The 22,549-nt window shown below is 40.3% G+C and carries 21 protein-coding genes; 5 read left to right on the top strand and 16 right to left on the bottom strand.

Annotation, left to right across the window (positions count from 1 at the left end; genetic code table 11):
• Positions 1-114 precede the first annotated feature (114 nt).
• Both ACRD64_RS14845 and ACRD64_RS14840 read right to left on the bottom strand, forming a co-directional pair.
• Positions 115-300 carry a hypothetical protein gene (locus ACRD64_RS14845; protein WP_430934230.1) on the bottom strand — a complete coding sequence of 62 codons (186 nt, stop codon included), beginning with the start codon at positions 298-300 and terminating at the stop codon, positions 115-117.
• A gap of 577 nt (positions 301-877) precedes the next feature.
• Complete coding sequence (locus ACRD64_RS14840) at positions 878-1,891, bottom strand: zinc-binding alcohol dehydrogenase family protein (protein WP_430934229.1); 1,014 nt, start codon at positions 1,889-1,891, stop codon at positions 878-880.
• A 98-nt stretch (positions 1,892-1,989) separates the two neighbouring features.
• On the opposite strand from ACRD64_RS14840, the gene ACRD64_RS14835 reads away from it, so the two are divergent.
• Positions 1,990-2,352 carry a winged helix-turn-helix transcriptional regulator gene (locus ACRD64_RS14835; RefSeq protein ID WP_430934228.1) on the top strand — a complete coding sequence of 121 codons (363 nt, stop codon included), beginning with the start codon at positions 1,990-1,992 and terminating at the stop codon, positions 2,350-2,352.
• A gap of 229 nt (positions 2,353-2,581) precedes the next feature.
• Here ACRD64_RS14835 and ACRD64_RS14830 read toward each other — a convergent pair whose 3' ends face one another.
• The gene (locus tag ACRD64_RS14830; RefSeq protein WP_430934227.1) at positions 2,582-3,442 is read right to left on the bottom strand and encodes an AraC family transcriptional regulator; all 861 of its coding nucleotides are present in this window, start codon (positions 3,440-3,442) and stop codon (positions 2,582-2,584) included.
• A 724-nt stretch (positions 3,443-4,166) separates the two neighbouring features.
• Here ACRD64_RS14830 and ACRD64_RS14825 point away from each other — a divergent pair.
• Positions 4,167-5,201, top strand: coding sequence for a nuclear transport factor 2 family protein (locus ACRD64_RS14825; protein ID WP_430934226.1), 1,035 nt, complete (start codon positions 4,167-4,169; stop codon positions 5,199-5,201).
• Positions 5,202-5,400: 199 nt separating this feature from the next.
• Here the strand turns inward: ACRD64_RS14825 and ACRD64_RS14820 are convergent, their stop codons facing one another.
• The 10 genes from ACRD64_RS14820 to ACRD64_RS14775 all read right to left on the bottom strand — a co-directional run bounded on the left by ACRD64_RS14820 (position 5,401) and on the right by ACRD64_RS14775 (position 14,422).
• Entirely contained in the window at positions 5,401-5,640 is a 240-nt protein-coding gene (locus tag ACRD64_RS14820; protein WP_430934241.1) for a type II toxin-antitoxin system RelE/ParE family toxin, read from the bottom strand.
• Between the two features lie 135 nt (positions 5,641-5,775).
• On the bottom strand, positions 5,776-6,348 hold the full coding sequence (gene rsxA, locus ACRD64_RS14815) for an electron transport complex subunit RsxA (protein ID WP_430934225.1): 573 nt from the start codon (positions 6,346-6,348) through the stop codon (positions 5,776-5,778).
• Between the two features lie 2 nt (positions 6,349-6,350).
• Positions 6,351-6,935, bottom strand: coding sequence for an RnfABCDGE type electron transport complex subunit E (locus ACRD64_RS14810; RefSeq protein WP_430934224.1), 585 nt, complete (start codon positions 6,933-6,935; stop codon positions 6,351-6,353).
• Positions 6,932-7,522 (bottom strand): RnfABCDGE type electron transport complex subunit G, encoded by a 591-nt coding sequence (locus tag ACRD64_RS14805; RefSeq protein ID WP_430934223.1) that lies wholly within the window; start codon positions 7,520-7,522, stop codon positions 6,932-6,934. The genes ACRD64_RS14810 and ACRD64_RS14805 overlap by 4 nt, the downstream gene beginning before the upstream one ends.
• Positions 7,523-7,530: 8 nt before the next feature.
• Positions 7,531-8,532, bottom strand: a complete 1,002-nt coding sequence (locus ACRD64_RS14800; RefSeq protein ID WP_430934222.1) for an RnfABCDGE type electron transport complex subunit D — start codon at positions 8,530-8,532, stop codon at positions 7,531-7,533.
• A gap of 63 nt (positions 8,533-8,595) precedes the next feature.
• Complete coding sequence (gene rsxC / locus ACRD64_RS14795; RefSeq protein ID WP_430934221.1) at positions 8,596-9,927, bottom strand: electron transport complex subunit RsxC; 1,332 nt, start codon at positions 9,925-9,927, stop codon at positions 8,596-8,598.
• A 2-nt stretch (positions 9,928-9,929) separates the two neighbouring features.
• A complete protein-coding gene (locus ACRD64_RS14790; protein WP_430934220.1) occupies positions 9,930-10,886 on the bottom strand; it encodes a Fe-S cluster domain-containing protein in 957 nt (318 codons plus the stop codon).
• A gap of 16 nt (positions 10,887-10,902) precedes the next feature.
• Positions 10,903-11,331: a SoxR reducing system RseC family protein gene (locus ACRD64_RS14785; protein ID WP_430934219.1), complete on the bottom strand. Its 429-nt coding sequence runs from the start codon at positions 11,329-11,331 to the stop codon at positions 10,903-10,905.
• A 402-nt stretch (positions 11,332-11,733) separates the two neighbouring features.
• Entirely contained in the window at positions 11,734-13,833 is a 2,100-nt protein-coding gene (gene recG, locus ACRD64_RS14780) for an ATP-dependent DNA helicase RecG (RefSeq protein WP_430934218.1), read from the bottom strand.
• Positions 13,834-14,272: 439 nt separating this feature from the next.
• Complete coding sequence (locus ACRD64_RS14775) at positions 14,273-14,422, bottom strand: hypothetical protein (protein WP_430934217.1); 150 nt, start codon at positions 14,420-14,422, stop codon at positions 14,273-14,275.
• A 186-nt stretch (positions 14,423-14,608) separates the two neighbouring features.
• Here ACRD64_RS14775 and ACRD64_RS14770 point away from each other — a divergent pair, with 186 nt between their 5' ends.
• The 3 genes from ACRD64_RS14770 to ACRD64_RS14760 all read left to right on the top strand — a co-directional run bounded on the left by ACRD64_RS14770 (position 14,609) and on the right by ACRD64_RS14760 (position 18,780).
• A complete protein-coding gene (locus tag ACRD64_RS14770; RefSeq protein ID WP_430934216.1) occupies positions 14,609-16,048 on the top strand; it encodes a tagaturonate reductase in 1,440 nt (479 codons plus the stop codon).
• Positions 16,049-16,058: 10 nt separating this feature from the next.
• Positions 16,059-17,549, top strand: coding sequence for a UxaA family hydrolase (locus tag ACRD64_RS14765; RefSeq protein WP_430934215.1), 1,491 nt, complete (start codon positions 16,059-16,061; stop codon positions 17,547-17,549).
• A gap of 175 nt (positions 17,550-17,724) precedes the next feature.
• Complete coding sequence (locus ACRD64_RS14760) at positions 17,725-18,780, top strand: substrate-binding domain-containing protein (protein ID WP_430934214.1); 1,056 nt, start codon at positions 17,725-17,727, stop codon at positions 18,778-18,780.
• Positions 18,781-19,084: 304 nt separating this feature from the next.
• Here ACRD64_RS14760 and ACRD64_RS14755 read toward each other — a convergent pair whose 3' ends face one another.
• From ACRD64_RS14755 to ACRD64_RS14745, 3 genes are all read right to left on the bottom strand, one after another.
• Positions 19,085-20,095 carry an L-rhamnose/proton symporter RhaT gene (locus ACRD64_RS14755; RefSeq protein WP_430934213.1) on the bottom strand — a complete coding sequence of 337 codons (1,011 nt, stop codon included), beginning with the start codon at positions 20,093-20,095 and terminating at the stop codon, positions 19,085-19,087.
• A 132-nt stretch (positions 20,096-20,227) separates the two neighbouring features.
• A complete protein-coding gene (locus ACRD64_RS14750; protein WP_430934212.1) occupies positions 20,228-21,274 on the bottom strand; it encodes an aldose epimerase family protein in 1,047 nt (348 codons plus the stop codon).
• A gap of 49 nt (positions 21,275-21,323) precedes the next feature.
• The gene (locus ACRD64_RS14745) at positions 21,324-22,415 is read right to left on the bottom strand and encodes a mandelate racemase/muconate lactonizing enzyme family protein (RefSeq protein WP_430934211.1); all 1,092 of its coding nucleotides are present in this window, start codon (positions 22,413-22,415) and stop codon (positions 21,324-21,326) included.
• Positions 22,416-22,549: the final 134 nt, after the last annotated feature.

Here is a 22,549-nt window from a genome sequence, read left to right as displayed (position 1 = left end):
TATAGACGCTCCACATGGTTATGCCCAGTTTGCCTTGTGCGTAAAGCGCATTAACACTAATCGATTCTTTGCCCATCACGGCTTTATACAAAATATCCGATTGAGCTGAAGAACTCAGATTGATAATAAGGGTATCGGTGCTTTTTTCGAACAGGTGCGCCACCCTTTCATCAACAGACAGGGTGCTAAATAGTTTACCACAAACCGAATATCCAACCCATCTTTGTTCTGATTTGCCGTACTTTTTAAAACACCCTCATTGTTGATGAGTACATCAATATGGTCAACTTGCTGTTTCATTTTCACTGCACCCAAATTGGAAAAATCTGCCTCAAAACCACGAATATTTTCGTTGTTTGACTTAGATTTTACCTCTGCCTTTACCGTATTTATCGTTTCCTGTTTCTAACATGAAGATAAACTGTATGCCCTTCGGCAGGTTACCTGATAGCAGCTAATTATCCGAAACCATCGGTACTACTGTAATTAATATGTTTTTTTCATTTCCTATTTTATTTAATTTTTTAAAATAGAGCCGGGTTACAAGTACCTTGTATTTGACTCCTTTTTTGTATCTGTGCAGGACATTGCAAAAATGCCATTGCAAACAAGTAATTTGTTTCTATTTTATTCATCTCAATTTATGATTTGTTTTTCACGAGTGTCCAACAAAAACGCGCTCCTAAAAACCAAAAACTCCTTTGTCTCAAGCCGAAGGGCTTTACATTCCTAGTTCGCCTATCTTTTTATATATCAACAACTTTTATTTTAGGCGGATTAATCACCCATACAGCATGCTTACTCGTTTAAAACTCTTGCTGTTCTAATGGATACGATAGACTAAATAATGCTTAGTCCGCCTGTGATGTTTGTTTTTCTAAAACTGAATCACGGTTTTTCCGATCGTTTTCCCTGATTCCTGCATTTTGTGCGCTTCTTTCAGATTTTCAACCGTAAATCCATTTAAAGTTGTTGTGAGCGTTGATTTTAGTATTCCGTTATCCAGCAAATCAGCTATCTGGTTTAAAATATCATGTTGTTTTTCTATATCGTCGGTAGTAAACATCGAACGGGTGTACATTAATTCCCAGGAAAAAGTAACACTCTTGGTTTTGAGTAAATCCAGGTTTAATGGTTTGCTACTGCCAGTAATGGAAACAATATGGCCTTGTGGTTTGATGATTTCAGCAATGGCTTCCCAATAGCCCTCCAAATCCACAAAATCCAAAATGTAATTCACTTGTCCATGACCAATTTCTTCCAATTCTGTTTTTAAATCATGATGATTTACGACAAAATCAGCGCCTAAATCTTTGCACCATTTGATGGAGTCAGGACGTGAAGCACTAGCAATCACCGTGAGTCCCGCCACTTTTTTGGCAATTTGTATGGCAATAGAACCAACACCACCTGCACCCGCTAAAATCAATACCGTTTTTCCTTTATCGGTTTCAGGATTTACTTTAATGCGGTCGAATATGGATTCCCAGGCCGTTAACCCGGTAAGTGGAATAGCTGCTGCTTCAGCAATACTTAGGTTTTTGGGTTTAAAACCAACAATACGTTCATCCGTTAACTGGTATTCCGCGTTACTGCCACTGCGGGTGAGATCCCCGGCATAATATACCTGGTCACCCACTTTAAATTTTGATGTTGCTTCGCCCACTGCCTCAACAATACCCACTGCATCCCATCCAATAACTTTTGGCGTATCCAGGACTGCAGTTGCAGCTGCGGTTTGACGAATTTTAAAATCAACAGGATTTACCGAAATTGCTGCTATTTTCACCAACAAATCAAATCCTGTTGGTGTTGGTTTTTCCATTTCAAATTCAACAAGACTTTCTTTTTCTGTAATAGGTAATGATTTTCTAAATCCAATTGCTTTCATATTTGTGTTTTTAAATGTTTACTATATTTTTTATAGTTACAAAATTATATATAGTTTTGTTACCAGTCAATAACGGTCAAAAAGGATAGTATAGGATTATGCAAAAGGAAGCACATAAAATGTACACATTCAAGGGAAGGGAATATCCTTGCTGTGCCAGTCTTACGATGGGGGTTATCGGTGGTAAATGGAAAACTGTAATTCTTTATCATTTAATAGATGGAAAAATGCGTTACCATGAACTGCGGAAAGAAATGCCCACAGTTACCGAACGAACGTTAAGTTTACAGCTGAAAAGCCTGGAAGAGGATGGCATTATTCAAAGAACGGTACATACAACAAAGCCACCTTTAAAAGTTGAATATTCGTTAACTGAGCTGGGAAAAACGCTTATACCACTTTTAAGATCTATTGCCGATTGGGGAGATTATGTGGTTGGAAAATACGGCGGACCAAAATAACAGGCTATAACCCGCAATATGCATCAAAAATCCTGTTACACAATTAAACTACTTCAAAACAAGGCGTTTCACCATGTTGCTTCAACTCACCAAAACGGCGTCATGCCTCATTTCAGCAACGCCTTGTTTTACGGTATTGTGAATGCTCATTGCGTTTCACTAACACTAATCCGGCTTTAACTTATTCCGATGGCATAAAGAGATGAGGAGTGGCCAAGTTGCAACTAAACTAAAGCTTGCGAAATCCAGCCGGAGTGCAACTTGTGTGTTTCTTGAAATATTTAAGAAAATTGGTGGGCTCATCAAAACCTAAAGCATAGGCAGTTTCTTTTACGGAAAGAGAAGTGGTCACCAATATTCTTTTAGCTTCTAAAATCACGTAACTATCAATAAATGCTTTTGCTGTTGTTTTTACAATTTCCTTACATACCTGGTTTAGGAATTTATATGAAACCGACATTTCAGCGGCATAGGTTTTGGCATCACGGCTTTTTGAAAAATTTTTTTCTACCAATAATTTAAAATGGTTAAAGCAGTCCAAATATTTATTTACAATAAAATTTGATGAACGGTCATTTTCGTCATTCATCTTCAAGAGGTAAATACTGAGTAAGGCTCCAATAACATTAGGTAAAGTTGAAGAATTCCTTTGCAACTCTTTTTTTAACGAACGAATCAGTGTTTGGTTATGGTCGGGATTATTTATTTTTTTTTGCCCCAGGAAATAATTATACAAATGGTTAATCTGTGCTATCGTAGAGCTTGCTATGTATTTCTGCATGAACTCTTCAGTAAAAAGCATCATATAACCTTTATACCTAGAGTGTACATCAAAAGCATGTATCTGACCTTTTGAAATCACCATTACATCTCCTTCTTGTAAATCATGCGTTTCAAAATCAACAGAATGTCGAACCATTCCATCGGTAATAATAAGTATAATATTAAAGCTCAATCGATGGGCTTGAAATGGATCATGGTCTGTAGGTTTCTTTAAATTAGAAATAAATTCTTCCAGCACTTTGAGTTCAAATCCATTGATGTGCTCTACTCTACGGTTATTAAATTTTATTTCAGGAATATTTCTCATTGATATTTACATATCGTTTATTGCAAGTGTAACAATATTAACCATTTTTGCTGAACAATTAATCTAAGTAATCAACAAAAGCAGTATCAAAACTATCAGAAATAAACGTATGCAGGCCAAAATTCTTATTGTTTTTCCCTTTTATGATAAAATAAGTCAAGTTAGGGATAAGCCATAAAATGGACAAAAAAACAGTAAATAATCCAGATTGAATCGGGGTGGAATATTCATTAGGGGAAAAAGTAAATATTGCATGGTAAATAAGCTTGTTTGTGCCCTGTTAAAAATTATAAACGTAGTAGGAGCTATATGAACGGTAACCCATAGTTAAGCAATCATTGTTATACCCTAAAATCGCTTGACAAATTTTACATTACTTTTTTTAAAGAGAATACAAACATAAATTATATCAATAAAAGACAAAACAGTCCTGTGATTTAATGCAAAAATTTTCAACATCAGGATTACCTCGATAAGGCTGTTACCTGCTGACATTAAATAATTTTTCAAATTTCTAATGACAGATCTCGTTTAAATATAGTGTAAGTTTTTTCGATTCTTAAGCCTATCATGTTCTAATCTTATTTGTTCCTTGAGCAAATCCAACAATTTTGACTTTGTACTTTATGAATATTTGTGTTAAATTACATACAATTAAGCTTGCAGTATTTTAGGAATCCGTATTTTTTAGTTTCTAATAAAAAATCTAATTCGGAGGTCATACATGAGAAAGTTTACACAAACATTCACAATGCTCGCCGGCATCGCCATTACTCTGATTAGCCAGGCCTGTTCAAACGAAGATTTGCACCAGCTCCATCAGGAACGACTCGATATCGGACGCGCCCTGCTGGAAGTACAGGCGCCTAACGTAGCTGAGGTCCTGCCGTACTACACAGACAACATTGAGTACCACGACCCCATCGTGGACATCTACGGAATTCAAGATATGACTGCTTTCCTCAATCAGCTCATCATAGGTGCCTCGCCCAATCTGGTCACAACTATCGAGGACGAGACCCTCTCCGACGACATCTATTCGGCAACGTGGACCATGTCCGGAGATTTCCTCAGTGTTCCATATCAGGCCAAGGGCATCTCTATCTTTAAGTTCCGGCCCAACTCTTCTCTGGTGTACTACCAGCGGGACTACTATTCCGAGGGTGACATCATGGCCACGATCCCGGGTCTGGATGAGGCCATCGGGGGCTTCAGGACATACTACAGGTGCGCTGTGGATCCTACCTTCGTCTGCCCACTCACCCTTTCCTCTATAAGCACAGAAAATAACCAACTGCGTTCGCAGCAACAGATAAGCAGCGATCAACTAGTGGTCGGTCGTCAACTGGTCGAGATCAATGCAGGGAACTGGACGAACGTGATCCCCTTCCTGGCCAGTGACTACGAGTACCACGACCCTATCGTCGACATCTATGGTCCCGACACGATGTCCCAGTTTCTGGGCCGTCTGTTTGCCGGATCTTCGAACTTGTACACCACCGTCGAGGATGAGACCTTGACAGACGATATTTATATGGCGACTTGGACCATGTCCGGTGTATTTAACGGAGCTCCTTTTAGCGCTCCCGGCATGTCAATTGTTAAGTTTGTTGAAGGTACGACTCAGACCTATTATTCCCGTGACTACTACACCGAGGGCGACGTAATGCTTGGCGTCCCCGAACTCGCCAATGCTGTACTCGGTTTTCGCGACTACTACCGTAATGCCGTAGACCCAACCTACGACAGTCCCCAATAGGGGTACGGCCATCCGTGCCTGCCCCTCCGTTAAATTAGATGCCGTCAAAAATCATTTACAAATCATGAGGTAAATAGTCCGGAATAAACATGTTATAAATAAATCATTTACAATTTTCAACAACCCTTTGGTTGTACCCCAATACTTTTGCCTTTCGAAGATGCTACCCTGCAAATGGTCTTTTTTAATTAGCACACTTTTACGGTAAAAAAAGGGGGCGCATTGCAAAGCGCAAATGTATCCTCCTTTCGGCTTTTTCATTTTCTGATTTTGGAATCTTATTTGATTTCTTCACGTCACCATGTTTTGCCACTACAAACGTGTTAACATTATCGGTCTTTTCCCAAAATGCAAATACACGATAGTGAAGCGACAGAAACTTTGTCCTGAAATACCAAATTTCACCTTCTAGTTTCTCAAATAGTTTCGGGTCATTTATATAAAGTCTTACGACAATTTTGGAATTATGCTAACAACATTTTTTCAGTTGGATACACAAAAAAAAGAGTGTCCATTACGAACACTCTTTACTCTATCATCGATTAGTCAATTTTAAGATACATTTCGGCATTCTCTATACGAGTCCCGCAAATCCCATAAAGGCCAGTGCGAGGATTCCTGCTACCAACAGAGCAATAGGCGTACCTTTCATACCTTTGGGTAGGTCAACCAAATCCAATTGCTCGCGGATACCTGCAAAGATGATCAGCGCCAAACCAAAACCGATGGCAGTTGCAGTTGAAAAGACCACGGCTTCCAACAGATCATAATCTTTTTGGATGGTAAGGATAGCAACACCTAAGATAGCACAGTTGGTGGTAATCAATGGTAAGAACACCCCTAACGCCTGATACAAAGGAGGACTTACTTTTTTAAGGATAATCTCAACCAATTGCACCAGGGAAGCAATTACCAAAATAAACGTGATGGTTTGCAAATACCCTAAACCAAAGGCATCCAACACAAACTTTTGTACCAGATAAGTAATAATAGTAGCCAGCACCATTACAAAGGTTACTGCCCCCGTCATACCAATACCGGTGGAAATCTTTTTAGAAACTCCAAGGAATGGACAAATCCCCAGGAATTGAGCCAATACAATGTTATTAACAAATATGGCAGATATAAATATTAAAACGTATTCCATTTTTAGGCTTTTTTAAGTCTGTCAATAACTGCAATTAAATATCCCAAGGCGATAAATGCGCCGGGAGCCAGCACAAATACCAGCATTCCGTATTCCTCTGGGAAGATGACCATGTCGAACATTTTACCGCTTCCGAGAAACTCTCTCACCGCACCCAGCATTGTCAAGGCCATGGCAAAACCCAGCCCCATACCTGCACCATCAATTAAAGATGATGCAAAGCCGTTTTTAGAGGCAAAAGCCTCTGCTCGACCAAGTACCACACAGTTAACCACAATAAGTGGAATAAACAGGCCTAACGATTCAAAAAGGGCTGGCAAGTAGGCTTGCATTAATAGCTCCACCACGGTTACAAAGGAAGCGATAATCACGATAAATGATGGTATACGCACTTTGTCCGGAATAAGATCTTTTACCAGGGAAACCACAATATTACTCATAATAAGCACAAAAGTTGTAGCCAACCCCATCCCCAGACCGTTTATAGCGGAAGATGTTACACCCAACGTGGGACACATTCCCAACAATAAGGTAAAAACAGCATTCTCTTTAAAGAAGCCTTTTGTAAAATTCTGTAACTGATTCATTGTTCGCCTCCTTCTGTTTTATAGGTATCGTAAGCTATCATAATCGCATCTAAAAATGCTCTTGAACTGATGGTAGCCGCGGTGATGGCATCGATATCTCCACCGTCCTTAGAAACGACCATCCTGGTTTCGGCAGGATCCAAGCCTAAAACGTTTTGTTTGGTGTTTTCAACCCTAAACCACTCTTGCATCTTAGACCCCAGCCCAGGCGTTTCTTTATGTTCCAAGACTGAATAATTAATAATTGTTCCATCGGGTTTTAGGCCAAGCATGACTTTAAACTCGCCACTAAACCCTTTTTCAGTTTTGGTGGAGATGGCCACACCTAAAAGTTCATCGCCTTTTTTGCAGGGGAACACCCGAAGTAAAAAACCTTCTTTCGAAGTCAGTTCATACGCTTCGTCGGTGGGGTTATTATCGAACCCGGGAACTACTTCTTCAATTGCCTTTTGTTGTTTGGCCAATTTAGCTGTGGCAATAGGTTCTTTGGTTACTTTGTAAACCATACCAAGCGTGCCCCCAGCTATCGCCGTAATAACCAGCAAGGCAACCACCATGTTTACTAATGTTGATTCTGTTTTTGCCATGATTCAAATTATTTAGCAACCACCGGTTTCTCTCCGAAACGCTTTGGTTTAATGTATTTATCGATTAAGGGAACAAAAGCGTTCATGATCAGGATCGCAAAGGAAATCCCTTCGGGATAGGCCCCATATGTCCTGATGGCTACCGTAATCACACCTATTCCAATTCCAAATATTACTGCGCCCTTATTGCTCATGGGCGAACTTGAATAATCGGTTGCCATAAACACAGCTCCCAGGAACAGACCTCCTGATAATATGTGGAACATTGGCGGTGCGTACATCATAGGGTTCAACCAGTGCAAGATGCCGGTAAAAACAAACACCGTGACGATGATAGCAGCCGGAATATGTGGGGTTACAATCTTACGCCAAATCATAATTCCCAGTCCTATCAAAATAGCCAGACCAGCCATTTCTCCGGCACTACCTCCCTGCAGCCCTAAAAACATATCGCGATAACTTGGTATCTCGTTTAACACGTTTGTTGGAAGCTCGCCCTTGGCCAATGCTTCCTTCATCACCGATAAAGGTGTTGCTCCAGTAGTTACATCCGTATAGGTAAATGGAATCCTTTTAGGCACGGGCCAAGAGGTCATTTGTACCGGATAGGAAATCAACAAGAAAACCCTTCCCACCAAAGCGGGGTTAAAGGGGTTGTTACCCAATCCACCAAACGACATTTTTCCAATACCAATAGATACCAACGCACCAATAATGATAATGTGAATGGGCAGGTTACTCGGAATGTTAAATGCCAATAACAAACCTGTTATCATGGCCGACCCATCCCAAACGGTAGTTTCCCGCTTCATTAAGAACACCTGGATGACATGCTCAAAAACCATGCAAGCCACAACAGCTGTTACAGATACAACCACAGCGCCTAAACCAAAGTTGTAGAAGGAAATCAACAGAGCCGGAACAAGGGCAATGATAACTCCGTACATATTTTTTTTCACGCTATCGCCACTGTGAATGTGCGGGGAAGGTGAAATAGTTAATGTGCTCATATTTAAATTATTTAACTAACTCTTAATTTTTATTTAGTCATTACGAATAATCCTCATGTATACTTATCTGGTGCGACTGCGCATAATCTGTCCCACTTTTCCCTTGCCCAGTCGGATATAATCCAACAATGGTCGATTGGCAGGGCAAGTGTAACTGCACGAACCACATTCTATACAATCCATGATATGTTCCTCTTCTGCCCTGTCCCATACAGCCTTATCGCTAACGGTCATCAACAAGAACGGTTCCAGTCCCATAGGACACACCTGCGTACATTTGGCACACCTGATGCAGTTTTGCATGGGCTGACGTTTCGCCTCTTCATCCTTGATAATAAGGACTCCCGAACTGCCCTTGGTAACAGGCACGTCTGTGTTTACAAGTGCTTTACCCATCATTGGGCCGCCACCTACCACTTTACCGGTATCTTCCGGAAGACCACCAGCGGCTTCAATCAAAATATTAATCGGGGTTCCTATTCTGGTCAGGAAATTAGATGGTTTTGAAACGGACTTTCCGGTGATGGTAACCACTCGCTCAAACAAAGGCTTATTTTTTTGAACCGCTTCGTAAACGGCCAACGTAGTTCCCACGTTTTGAACCACGGCACCTACCTCAATGGGCAATTTCCCGGAAGGAATCTGACGTTTGATACAAGCATCTATCAACTGCTTTTCTCCACCTTGCGGATACTGAACTTTTAACGGTTCTATGGTGATACCGGGGTAAGAAGAAGCTAACGATTGCATATGCTGAATAGCATCCGGTTTGTTGTTTTCGATACCGATGATGGCCTTGTCTACCTTAAGGGCTTTCATGATGATTTGCGTTCCCACCATGATCTCGTCACCCTTTTCCATCATCAACTGGTGGTCGGCGGTCAAATAAGGCTCACACTCTACGGCATTAAGAATCAGAATATCGCATTTTTTTCCCGGAGGAACAGATAACTTAACATGCGAAGGGAAAGTTGCACCTCCCAGCCCAACGATACCTGCCTCGGCTACTGCTTTAACTATTTCCTCTGGAGTGGCAGTGATATCTTTTTTGAGTTCCGTACTTCTATCAATGCTTTCTTCCCATTCGTCACCTTCAACATTAATGATGATGGCAGGCTTACGGTATCCGCTGGCATCCACAATATCGTCTATTTTAAAAACGGTACCAGATACCGGAGAGTGGATATTGGTTGATACAAACCCTGCTGACTTGGCAATTAAAGTACCCACTTTAACCACATCGCCCTTTTTAACCACCGGGGCAGCCGGAGCACCTATATGCTGAGCAACCGGGATGGCTACTTGCGAAGGAACCGGCAAGGTCTCAATTTTTTTACCGGCCGAAAATTTGTTTTCGGGAGGATGAATACCTCCAAGTGAAAAAGTTTTTAACACGTTTATTCCTCCTTGTTTTTATTATCCGAAGATGTATTGTTATCGTTTTTTACAGCATTGCTTGGTGTAGAAGCTGCAGGTTTCGCGGCAACCGGGCCTTCAGCTGTCTTGGCTGCTGCGGGCTTAGCCTCCGGTTTTGCTTTTCGCAAAGGGAAGTTGATTTCATGAATGGCATGCGTAGGACATACAACCACACACTTTCTACACAATTTACATTTGTGGTAATCGATGTACGCCAGATTGTTCTCCACAGTTATCGCATCAAAAGGACATTCCTTTTCGCACTTTCTACATCCGATACAAGCCGTGGAACATGCCTTTTTAGCTACTCCACCTTTGTCTTTATTTACGCACGAAACAAAAATCCTGCGTTCCTTGGGACCCCGTTTTCTCAGTTCGATAATGTCTTTTGGACATGCATCCACACAAGCGCCACATGCCACACAGTTGTCTTTAACAACCGGTAACCCGGTTTTTTCGTCCATATACATGGCATCGAAATTACAAGCTTCAACACAGTCGCCACATCCTAAGCATCCATAACTACAACCGGTATCACCCCCATAAAGTGAAGCTGCAACAGCACACGATGTGGCTCCGTCGTATTGGTTGGTTTTAGGACGGTTTTCACAGGTTCCATTACACCGAACAACCGCTATCATTGGGTCGGCAGCCTTCACCTCTTTACCCAGTATGCTTGCTGCCGCACTCATGGTTTCAGCACCTCCCACCGGACAGTTTAATGAAGAAATATCGTCACTCTTCACCAGGGCTTCAGCAAAAGCCCTGCAGCCCGGAAAACCACAACCACCGCAGTTGGCGGCGGGCAATACTTCTTCGACCTGATCGATTCTTGGATCTTCGAACACTTTAAACTTTTGAGCCACAAAGTAGAGCACCAAAGCCGCCACGGTTCCAAGTATTCCAAGCGTTAAAACAGTTATTACTACTACGTTCATTTTTTATTAATTTTATCTAACCGATTATTTTTTTAATTGTAAATACAAATGTTTTCTCCAGTTTAGGCGTATACATCTTAACCCCGATAAAATACGGAACCAATACCACCAAGGAGGCAATACCTGCTATACCCTCGTTCTTAGTGATTCCGTATACCACAAATAAGGTGATGAACACCAATATAAATGGGAAAATGTATGCAATTAGCGATGCTTTTAAGCCCAGCGACTTCTGCCCCTTAATAACTACCTGTTGACCAACAGCCAAATTACCAACACCATATGTGTTAACGTCGATTATCTTTTCTTTCATATCAGATGCCGTACAGGCCCCTTTTGCATGACAAGATGCACATGCCGATTCGCTTATTATACGAACTTTGACCTGACCTGAATTGACCTCTTCAACGTATCCTGTATGCTCTACAAACTTTAATTCCGTCATGATTTTAAGGGAAATTTCCGAACAAATGTAATTAATCAGTTATTACGGAAAACGCCATTTTGCTATTTGGAATTGGTATAAATAAACAGAATTGCTATCCAGACATTACAAAACCCTTGTAAATAGTGCAAAGTAGAGATTGCAATTTATAAAATGTGGGTATAATTTTTTTTTGCAATTTCTCAAAACTGTCATTTGTTAGGTTAAGTATTGACATAATGGAGATTATAAAGAAATTTTTCTTTAATTGAATGGGTGATTTTGGAGGGGCAATAACAATTCGTAATCAATCCACAAAAAAACGGACCGTAAACGACACGAATTTACACGTTTATCATATTTGTTTTGTGTTCATTCCTGAAATTAATGGCTTTATTATTGTATTTTCTGCCACCGCAAGGCCTAGGATATCAAACTCCAGTTCATCTTTTGCCGGGCCAGCTTGGTGAGTTGTTTGTTGAGTACCTGGTTTTCCGGTTTTTCCAATATCGGGTCATTATCCAGGATGGTATTGGCCACATTACGGGCATGATGTAATAATTGAGAATCACGGGTAAGGTTGGCTATCTTTAGTTCAAAGGGCAGACCGCTTTGCTGGGTGCCTTCCAGGTCGCCCGGGCCGCGCAGTTTCATGTCGGCTTCGGCAATTTCAAAGCCATCGTTTGAATCCACCATAATATTCATTCGTTTCTTGGTGTCTTCCCCTAATTTATAACCAGTCATTAGGATACAAAAACTTTGCTCCGCGCCACGTCCCACCCGTCCGCGTAACTGATGGAGCTGAGACAAGCCAAAACGCTCCGCACTTTCGATAATCATTACCGAAGCATTGGGTACATTTACGCCAACCTCAATAACGGTGGTGGATACCAATATCTGAGCCTCACCACTAGCGAATTCCTGCATTGCAGCATCTTTTTCTGCGGGTTTCATCTTACCATGCACCATAGTGGTTTTATATACAGGAAAAGCAGACCGCATATACTCCAGCCCTTCGGCCAGGTTCTTAAAATCCAGCTTTTCCGATTCCTCAATCAACGGATACACTACATACACCTGTCTCCCTTTTTCAATCTCGGCTTTAATAAAATGATTGAGGTTGTTGCGTCGGTTGTGAAAATAATGCCTGGTTTCGATTGGTTTACGACCAGGGGGAAGCTCATCGATGACCGACACATCCAAATCGCCATACACCGTCATGGCGAGGGTGCGAGGTATGGGTGTTGCCGTCATCACCAATATATGGGGAGGAATATGGTTCTTTTTCCAGAGTTTGGCACGCTGTGCCACGCCAAAACGGTGTTGCTCGTCGATGATGACCATTCCCAAATTCTTGAACTCAACAATGTCCTCCAACAATGCATGCGTACCGATAAGGATTTGCAGTTCACCCGATTTGAGTTCGGCATGAATCTGCGCGCGTTCCCTCTTCTTGCTCGAGCCTGTCAACAGCTTTACATTTAAATCCATTCCCTTGAGCAAACCTAGGATAGACTCAAAGTGCTGTGTGGCCAGTATTTCTGTAGGTGCCATCAGGCAAGCCTGGAAACTGTTATCTAAAGCAATTAACATCACCATTAATGCTACCATGGTCTTTCCGCTACCCACATCACCTTGTAAAAGCCGGTTCATCTGCCTGCCCGAACCGATATCGTGTCTGATTTCGCGTATTACCCTCTTTTGCGCACCTGTTAGCTCAAAAGGCAGATTATTATAGAAAAAGTGATTAAAATAATCTCCCACCGTCGAAAAAATATGTCCCTGTATATTTTGGTTTCGCTGTTTTTTAAGTTTTAAAATGTTCAGTTGTATGTAGAACAACTCCTCAAACTTTAACCTGAACTGAGCTTGTTGCAAGCTTTGAGAATCAGGTGGAAAATGAACGATCCTTAATGCCTGATCGAGTAACATCAGCTTATATTGCTGAATGATATAAGACGGTAATGTTTCAGAGATTGCTCCCTGAAACGACCGGAAGATATTTTGCTGCATTTTCTGAATAGCTTTGGAATTCAGATAACCCTTCTTCATTTTTTCGGTGGTGTTGTAAAAGGCCTGCAATCCTGATGCAATTGCAGGTTTGTTGGCATCCACCTTTTCCATTTCGGGATGAACGATGTTATAAGTCCGGTTGAAGATACTGGGTTTGCCAAAAATGATGTATTCGGCATGCGCGTCAAGACCTGACTTTATCTGCTTTATATACTTAAACCAAACCAGTTCTATCACCCCTGTTTCGTCCGCGAACCGAGCTACCAAACGCTGTGACTTTCCTGAGCCCACCGTGTTTAAGGCAATAACTTTACCTTGTAGTTGAATATGCGAAGAGGTACTGCTTATTTCCCTAATTTTATACGTCCGGCTTCTGTCGACATATTTGTAAGGAAAATGATATAACAAGTCCTCATAAGATTGAATTTTAAGTTCGCTCTTGAGCACTTCTGCTTTTTTAGGGCCAACACCGGGCAAATATGTTATCTCTTTTGTGGATAGTTCGGACATGAAGCCATCATTATAATATAAACACTTCGGCATCATGCCGAAGTAAGTTTCAACGGAGAAATTTTAATACTTAAAACTGCAATCTGTTTAATCCTCCTTCAACAAATGCACATTGCAAAAATAATGTAATGAAACGGATGTTCCAAGAGTATGAACACAGATGGAATTGGGCATGGAGTTTTTCAACAAAGCGCCTACCGTCTTAAGCTCTTATTGCTTAGGAGCAGGTTGTACATTGTATCTCTAACTAGCTATTAAATGTTATACCCATCTAATATTTCGCAATCTACATCTTGAATTATCCTTCTATTATAATCTGTAAGCTCATCAATAGTTGCGTGACTCCATCCCCTCAATAATTCATATATTTATTTCTCCTTTATTCAACATTCGCAAAACTTCAGATTTTCAAGCCATGTGTTTTCTCTATATTTCCCTATTACTCTCCCACTCTTTCACTTAAATCCTTATATTTATCAAGCTCTTCGCAAATCTGAAACAAAGCCAACACATGAACTTTGTGTGAAAACACTCCGCTTTTCAACATGTTCATACCCATACCGACATTTCTGTCCATTATCGCCAACATAATCAGATTAGTTATTTCCTTCTTCTTTAATCGGATGAAATAGCCCAAAGATCAACTCTACCCAATATTAAATCCAGTTAAAAAATAAAGATTACCTTTGATTTTCGAAAAGTTGCGTGTGCGCACACTTTTTTGTATATATTTGCAAAACAAGATTATTTATTTTGAGAATAAAAGGATATCATCATGGATTTATTGAACAGAACCAACTACAAAATCAATAAGGATTATCGATTTAAAATTCTTCAGTTTGGTGAGGGCAACTTTTTACGAGCCTTTGTGGATTGGATGATTCACCAAATGAACCGGGAGCTGGATATGCAAAATGGTGTCGTCGTGGTTCAACCGTTGGACAAAGGGATGGTTGACATGCTAAAAAAGCAAGACCATCTTTATCACGTTATTCTTCAAGGCATCAAAGATGGAATACCGGTTGAAGAAAAAGAACTCGTTGATTGCATTATTGACTCTGTTAATCCTTATAGCGATTATGATTTGTACAAACAATACTTTCTGCACCCCGATTTGGAATTAATTGTTTCAAACACCACCGAAGCAGGAATTAGCAGAGTCGATAACGAAGACATTCATGCGGCTCCCCCTACGTCATTCCCCGGAAAGGTATGCCAGTTACTATACCAACGTTATTTACATTTTAAAGGTGATACTGGTAAAGCGCTTGATTTTATATGCTGCGAACTGATTGACAAAAACGCAAAAATCTTAAAAAAAATTGTACTTGAACTTGCTGTCAGCAACAAATTAGAAGACGACTTTATTGCCTGGGTCAACAACTACTGCACTTTCTGCAGCTCGCTGGTGGACAGAATCGTACCCGGTTTCCCAAGAGACAATATCAAAGAAATCCAACAAGAGTTGGGTTATGCAGATAACCTAGTAGTAATGGGTGAATATTTTCATTTATGGGCCATAGAGGCACCGCGCCATGTCAGGGAAAAGTACCCTTTCGACAAAGCTGGTTTAAATGTGGTTTGGCTTGAAGACATGACCAAATTCAGGGATAAAAAAGTCCGTATTTTAAATGGTTCTCATACGGCGTTGGTTCCTGTTGGATTGTTAAGTGGTTATGAAACCGTAAAAGAAGCTTTCGATGACAAAGACATCTCTAAATTTATCAATGGCATGGTAGAAACAGAAGTAATCCCGAACATCGAAGGAGGCAACGAAGAACTAAAACAATTTGCGGCGGAAATCCTTGAAAGATTCTACAATCCTTATATACGTCATTTCTTAAAGGACATCTCACTTAATTCATTATCGAAATGGATGACGCGCGATTATCCTTCGTTATTGGATTTTTATGAGAGTAAGGCCAAAGTGCCTGAAAAACTCACCTTCTCATTGGCTGCACTACTGATTCTTTATAGAGGCGATTACAATGGTATCGAATTTGACATCAACGACAATGCAAAGCATGTTGCTTTTATACAAGATGCCTGGAAAAACAAGGAATCATACATTTCACTTACTTCTAATATTCTGTCAAATCAACAAATATGGAATGCAGACCTAACCGCTATCCATGGATTGACAGAAAGTGTAGCCGATAACATAAAAGATATCATCACAAATGGTATTAAAACAGCATTAGTTAAATTGATATAATTATGTAATCATGAGCAAATTTTTACAAATACATCCCATCGATAATGTAATTGTAGCGCTTGAGCCAATTGCTGAAGGTACTGCGGTTGAACTCGTTCGCGGAAGCATTATTGTTGCCAAGGATATACCGCAAGGACATAAAATTGCTGTTTCTCCTATCAAAAAAGAAGAACATATCATCAAATATGGGTATTCCATCGGAATTGCTAAAGAGGATATAGCAATTGGACAGCATGTTCATACCCATAACGTACGCACCGGTCTAGACGAAAACCTGGAATACAAATACACTCCAAAAGGAAAACCTCTTACCATAGGCAAGGAAGAATTAACGTTTAAGGGCTACAAACGCAAAAACGGAGATGTTGGCATTAGAAACGAACTATGGGTTATCCCTACCGTTGGATGTGTGAACGGTCAGGCCAAACTCATGGCGGAACAACTAAAAACTGAAGTAGACACTAGTCATATCGATGACGTATTGGTGCTTGGACATCAATATGGCTGTTCGCAACTGGGTGGCGACCATACAAACACCCAAAAGGCTTTAGCTTCAGCCATCAAACACCCTAATGCCGGAGGCGTTTTGGTATTGGGATTGGGTTGTGAGAATAATCAAATTTCGCAATTAAAGGAAATGATCGGTGAATGGGATGACGAAAGAGTTAAATTCTTAGTATCCCAGGAAGTGGAAGATGAAGTGGAAGAGGGACTGAAAATCATGAAATCGCTGTGCGAAATAATGAAGTGCGACCGACGCACTGAAGTCCCAATATCTAAACTTAAAATTGGTTTAAAGTGTGGTGGCAGCGATGGTTTCTCCGGGATCACCGCTAACCCTCTTTTAGGTCGCTTTTCGGATTGGTTGGTGGCACAGGGAGGAACAACTGTGCTAACTGAAGTACCGGAGATGTTTGGGGCAGAATCCATATTGATGGAACGTGCCCAATCGGAAAATATCTTCTGCAAGACAGTAGACTTAATCAACGGTTTTAAAGATTATTTTAGAACCAGTAATCAACCGATTTACGAAAACCCCTCTCCGGGTAACAAAAACGGAGGTATCACCACGCTGGAAGAAAAGTCGTTAGGTTGCGTGCAAAAAGGTGGCGACGCCATTGTTAACGATGTGTTGAATTACGGAGAGCAGATCAAAACGCCGGGTTTAAACCTGCTGTGGTCTCCAGGCAACGACCTTGTAGCATCTTCTGCCCTTGGGTTTGCAGGATGTCAGATGGTACTTTTCACCACAGGACGAGGAACGCCATTTGGCAGCTTTGTTCCCACCATGAAAATTGCCACCAACACAACCCTATTTAATCATAAAAGCAACTGGATGGATTTTAATGCCGGAGGATTGGTTGACGGCGATAAAACAATGGATCAATTAAGAAAAGAATTTACATCTTACCTTATTGATATTGCCAACGGGAAAAAACTAAAACACGAGATCACAAAATTCAAGGAAATTGCCATTTTCAAAAGTGGGGTAACCTTATAAATATTAAAAAGATGCAAACAATTATCAACGGGAATTTTTAACAACCCAATGAGATAGCTCATCATGATAAAATCTATTTTAGCTGTTTGCCTATTCAAATTTTGATTTAAAAAAACTGATTTATAACAACTGCAGCTTCGGTTAATTATGACCGACGCTGACTTTCTTGATTCGCATGAAGATAAGAATAATAGATATTGCAAAGAAAGCAGGAGTTTCTGCGGGAACCGTAGACCGCGTCATCCACCAGCGCGGCAGGTATTCAGAAAAATCGAAAGTAAAAGTAGAAAAAGCTATCCAGGATCTGGGTTACGCACCTGACATCATGGCCCGGAACCTGGCTTTAAAAAAAGAACTACATATCGTTTGTCTCATTCCTAATCCTTCCGACACAAAATATTGGGAACGACCATTTGCCGGAATTGAAAGTGCGATGACGGAGTTGGCTTCATTTAAAGTCAAGATTGAAACTATTCTGTATTTGCCCAGAAAGGAAAATTTTAAGACCGCCTGCGATCAAGTTCTACAATTAAATCCCGATGGTGTTGTGTATGTGCCAATGTTTTTTGAAGAATCTTCACGTTTTGCCAAACTGCTTCACAATAACAGTATCCCATTTGTTCATATCAATATTCAACATTCAGAAATCAACCCGTTATCCTTTGTTGGTCAAGACCCAATTGCTGCTGGCAGAACAGCTGCCAGTTTATGCCATTTGGCATTGAAAAAGAACAATAACATTCTAATTGCATACATTTCAAAAGAAACGCAGGAATATTCGCACCTTCACGATAGAATTAATGGATTTATGGAATACTTTGAAAATATAAAATTCAATCCATCGCATATATACCATTTAGATATTAAAATAAGTAACGACGAATCGGAATACGACAAACAATTAATACGTTTTTTACAGAACAAGGGTAATATTCAAATCATATACGTACCTAACTCCAGGGCCTATAAAATCGCATCTATTTTAAAGAAACACCACCGCAAAGACATCGTTGTAATCGGATTCGATACCCTAAGAGAAAATATATGCTATATGCACGAAGGTTATATCAATATTATAATTGGTCAGCAATCTAAATCGCAAGGCTTTAATGCTGTCATGTTATTATTCAATTCATTGTTCCGAAAAGAAAAAACAAACCCACTAAACCTATTGCCCGTGAATATATTAAATGCTGAGAACATCGATTTTTACGAAGGACTAATGAGTTAAACTTAAGCACCTACTATTATGGCCACAAGCGCCGACATCTTATTCTGACAGAATTTCGGATAACGTATGTAATAAAATTAAATGCATTGTTATTTAACAATGAAAGGCGAAAGGCTTTATAATGCCAAATAAACATATGCATTCATCAATCTTTGTAACAAATGAGTGTAAAGCCAAGCTTGCTTGAACTTTGCCCAATGGAACAAAGATATTAATATTATGTTGGCAACTAACGAGGACAGGCCAAAAACAAAATTTGTTTTTGGCCTGTCCTCGTTATAGCTTTAAATAAGAATACGATAAATTAACCAAATGCAATCACCATTACACCACCGACCATAGCAGCCAATCCAATATACAATGATGTTTTCGCAACATTTGGAGCTCCCGCCCACTCTTTTGTTATAACACCGGCTATTACCGCAGTTACTACTGAAAGTGTGTTGAAAATGGCATACCCTACAGAACCACCTACTTTTCCTAATACAAAAGAAGAATACGCAAAAATAATCGAAGCTGTAAAGTTCAACACTGCCATCAAACCGGTTAAGGAAACATTCTTTCCCGCTCCCGCAACATTAAAGCTACCCCATAATTTATTCTTTGTGAGCATAACAATAAAATAAGGAACAACAAATATACCACCCGAAACATATACGATAAACATGGATGCAACAGAAGCTAACCAGGGTTCATTGTTGTTTTTTACAATCATTTCGCCAATAATATTCTTGGCAGCTTCACCATTGGAGGTAATTTCTAATGCAACGTTAAATCCTGTGCACAAAACACCACCAATAATAGCTATTACAATACCGGTTAACATGGAGGAACCGGCAGCTGTATCTCCAGCACTTTTGGACTCGGAACGCAAGATTCCAGCACGACCATTAAATACTATTCCCGCCAATATCACCGCAATTCCAATAAGAATGGTTACCATCTTGCTCATTTCTGGTAATGCCGACAACACCCAAGGCAACAAAGAGCCTACACAAATAATTGTTCCAATAAATATGGAGAAACCTAAGGACATACCGATGTAATTAATGGCTTTACCCCATAACATCATACCCATACCCCATAAGAAACCAGGTATTAACATTTTTAGTAACACAGGTGTGCCTACATCTGATAAAACCTGACCAAAGTCGTTGATCATAGAAAATGCAACGATGCAGGGTATTAACCATAGCATAAACACATAACAAAGTCCCCATGCATTTTCAAATGCATAGTTTTTAATATACTTTTCGGGCATTGCCCAAAACCCAAGCATTACCCCTGCTGATATTGCTAATAAAACTCCAATCATAAATTTAGATTTATTTTAGATGACTGACTACAAAGTGCATCCGAAAAAAACACTAAGTAATCGCTATTATTTTTGTTAATATTATATTCTATTTACCAACCTTTGTAAAGGCGTATAACAGTTGACTTCCTGCTACCAACTAAGCTTAAATACAGTTTTACTTTTAAACTCCTCACCTGCCTTAGTAAACGTCTTTGGAGAACCTTCGATGTTTGGTCCGTTTTGCCAACGGTGTGTTTCGCAGGCAAAAGCACGGTATTTACCATATTTTTCCTCTTCGGTTCTTTTGAGTTCATTGCTCATGTATTTGGCCGTATAGAAAAGCATGCATGGCTCGGTTGAATATACCTCAAGGCTTCTTCCCGATTCCGAATCTTCTATTTTAGCTGTCTGTATTAAATCCTCACTCGCATTATCAAACACATAAAAATGCTCAAAACCGTCGCCCAATTCATCATGAACCTCTTTTATTACCTTTCCTTTCCTTAAATCATTGGCTGTTCCTGTTACATCTAATATCTTTCCTGTACCAGCCCCTGTTTCATCCATTTCTTGCAGTTTATCGGTATTCACCTGCAACTTAAATCCTTCCACATTTCTTTTAAATCCCGAAAGATTGAAGTAGCTATGATTGGTCATGGAAAGCGGAGTTGTTTTATTGGTAGTCGCACTATAATTTAAAATCAACTCGTTATCGTTGCTGAGCAGCATAACAACCTGGGCCTCCACATCTCCAGGGAATCCTTCTTCTTTATCCTTACTCTTCAATTGAAATTGAACACCAATCTTACCATTTGATTCTACCGAAGTAGCATCCCACATTCTCTTGTCGAAACCTACGGTTCCTCCATGTAAGTTGTTCTCTCCACAATTTTTTGCCAGCTGGTATGTCTGTCCGTCTAAATCGAACTTGGCATCTTTTATTTGCGAGCAGTACCGACCTACGGTGCAACCGAAATACGGTGCATTGGCTTTGTATTCCTCTGAAAAATACCCATCCAGGGTATCAAACCCACATACTATAGAGGTGGGTTTGTTGCCCTTCCCTGGAATTGTTATGGAACTGATGGTAGCCCCTAAATCTAAAATCTTTACAGTCATCCCATTGTTGTTTTCTAAAACGAACTGGGTTACTTCCTGACCGTTATAATTTCCAAAACTGTTTTTTGTAGATTTCATATTTTCGCTTTTCGCTTTTAGCTACTTGCCAATAACTGTAAGCTGATTTCTATTTCTCCTCGTATTCTGCCAGTTTATCCCAGTCGAACTCCACACCAATACCTGGTGTATCAGGAGCTACTGCCCTATGATTCTCAACCACCAATGGTCGTTTTGTATATTCATCAATAGGGAAACTGTGCACTTCAATCCAACCGGCATTAGGTTGCGACGAAACAAGACTTACGTGTAACTCTTGCATTCCGTGCGAACAAACAGGGATATTGTTTTCTGCCGCCAACTTTGCTGCTTTCAACCATCCTGTAATACCGGCACAGTTAGATGCATCCGGCTGAACAAAGGATAACCTGGCATCTGCCATGGCGTATTCAAACTCGTGAATGGTATGTAAGTTCTCTCCCATTGCCAATGGCACACCTGTAGCATCGGCAATCTTACCAAATCCTTTATAGTCGTCAGGAATAGTTGGCTCTTCGAACCAGTAAATATTATATTCTTTGAAACGGTTCGCACACTCAATGGCTTGATCAACACTCATAGAATAGTTGGCATCTACCATAAATGTCACATCAGGGCCAACATATTCTCGCACTGCCTTGATACGCTCGATATCTTCATCCATGTTATCTCGCCCGATTTTTATTTTTACCGCATTATATCCTCTATCCAGGTAACCTTGAATACTATTCAATAACTTTGGCAAAGGAAACTGAAGGTCGATTCCTCCGCAGTAAGCCTTACAGGTATTATCATTACCTCCTGCTACTTTCCAAAGAGGCTCTCCCGCTTTTTTACAGCGGATATCCCAAAGTGCAATATCTACGGCCGCCATAGCAAAAGCATCGATACCACCTCGACCCACATAGTGGATATGCCACCACATAAAATCGTGAATCTCTTCTATTTCGTCACCATTTTTACCCAAAAGCACAGGTGCAAAGTCATGATCGATCATCGCCTTGATGGCATGACCGCCTTTACCTCCCGTATAGGTGTAACCTGTCCCTTCACTACCATCCTCAAGAGTCACTGTAGAAGTAATCAACTCAAAATGATAATGGTCACCGTGTTTAGCATCTGAAAGAACCTCAGCTAAAGGCACTTTAAAAATGCGGGTGTTAATGTTTTTAATTTTTGTCATGGTTTCCAAATGGATTTATGAACACAGAGATGCAAAGGCACAGAGTTTTCTTTTTATCTCGATGTTGATTTATAAAGACCAAAACATAGGTTATTGAATCTTCGTACAATTTCGGCACAAAACAAGTTTGTATT

The sequence above is a fragment of the Saccharicrinis sp. 156 genome (assembly GCF_050589685.1).
Lineage (GTDB): Bacteria > Bacteroidota > Bacteroidia > Bacteroidales > Marinilabiliaceae > Saccharicrinis.
The sequence above is the reverse complement of the archived record's forward strand: the minus strand, read 5'-3'. Positions and strand labels throughout refer to the sequence as shown.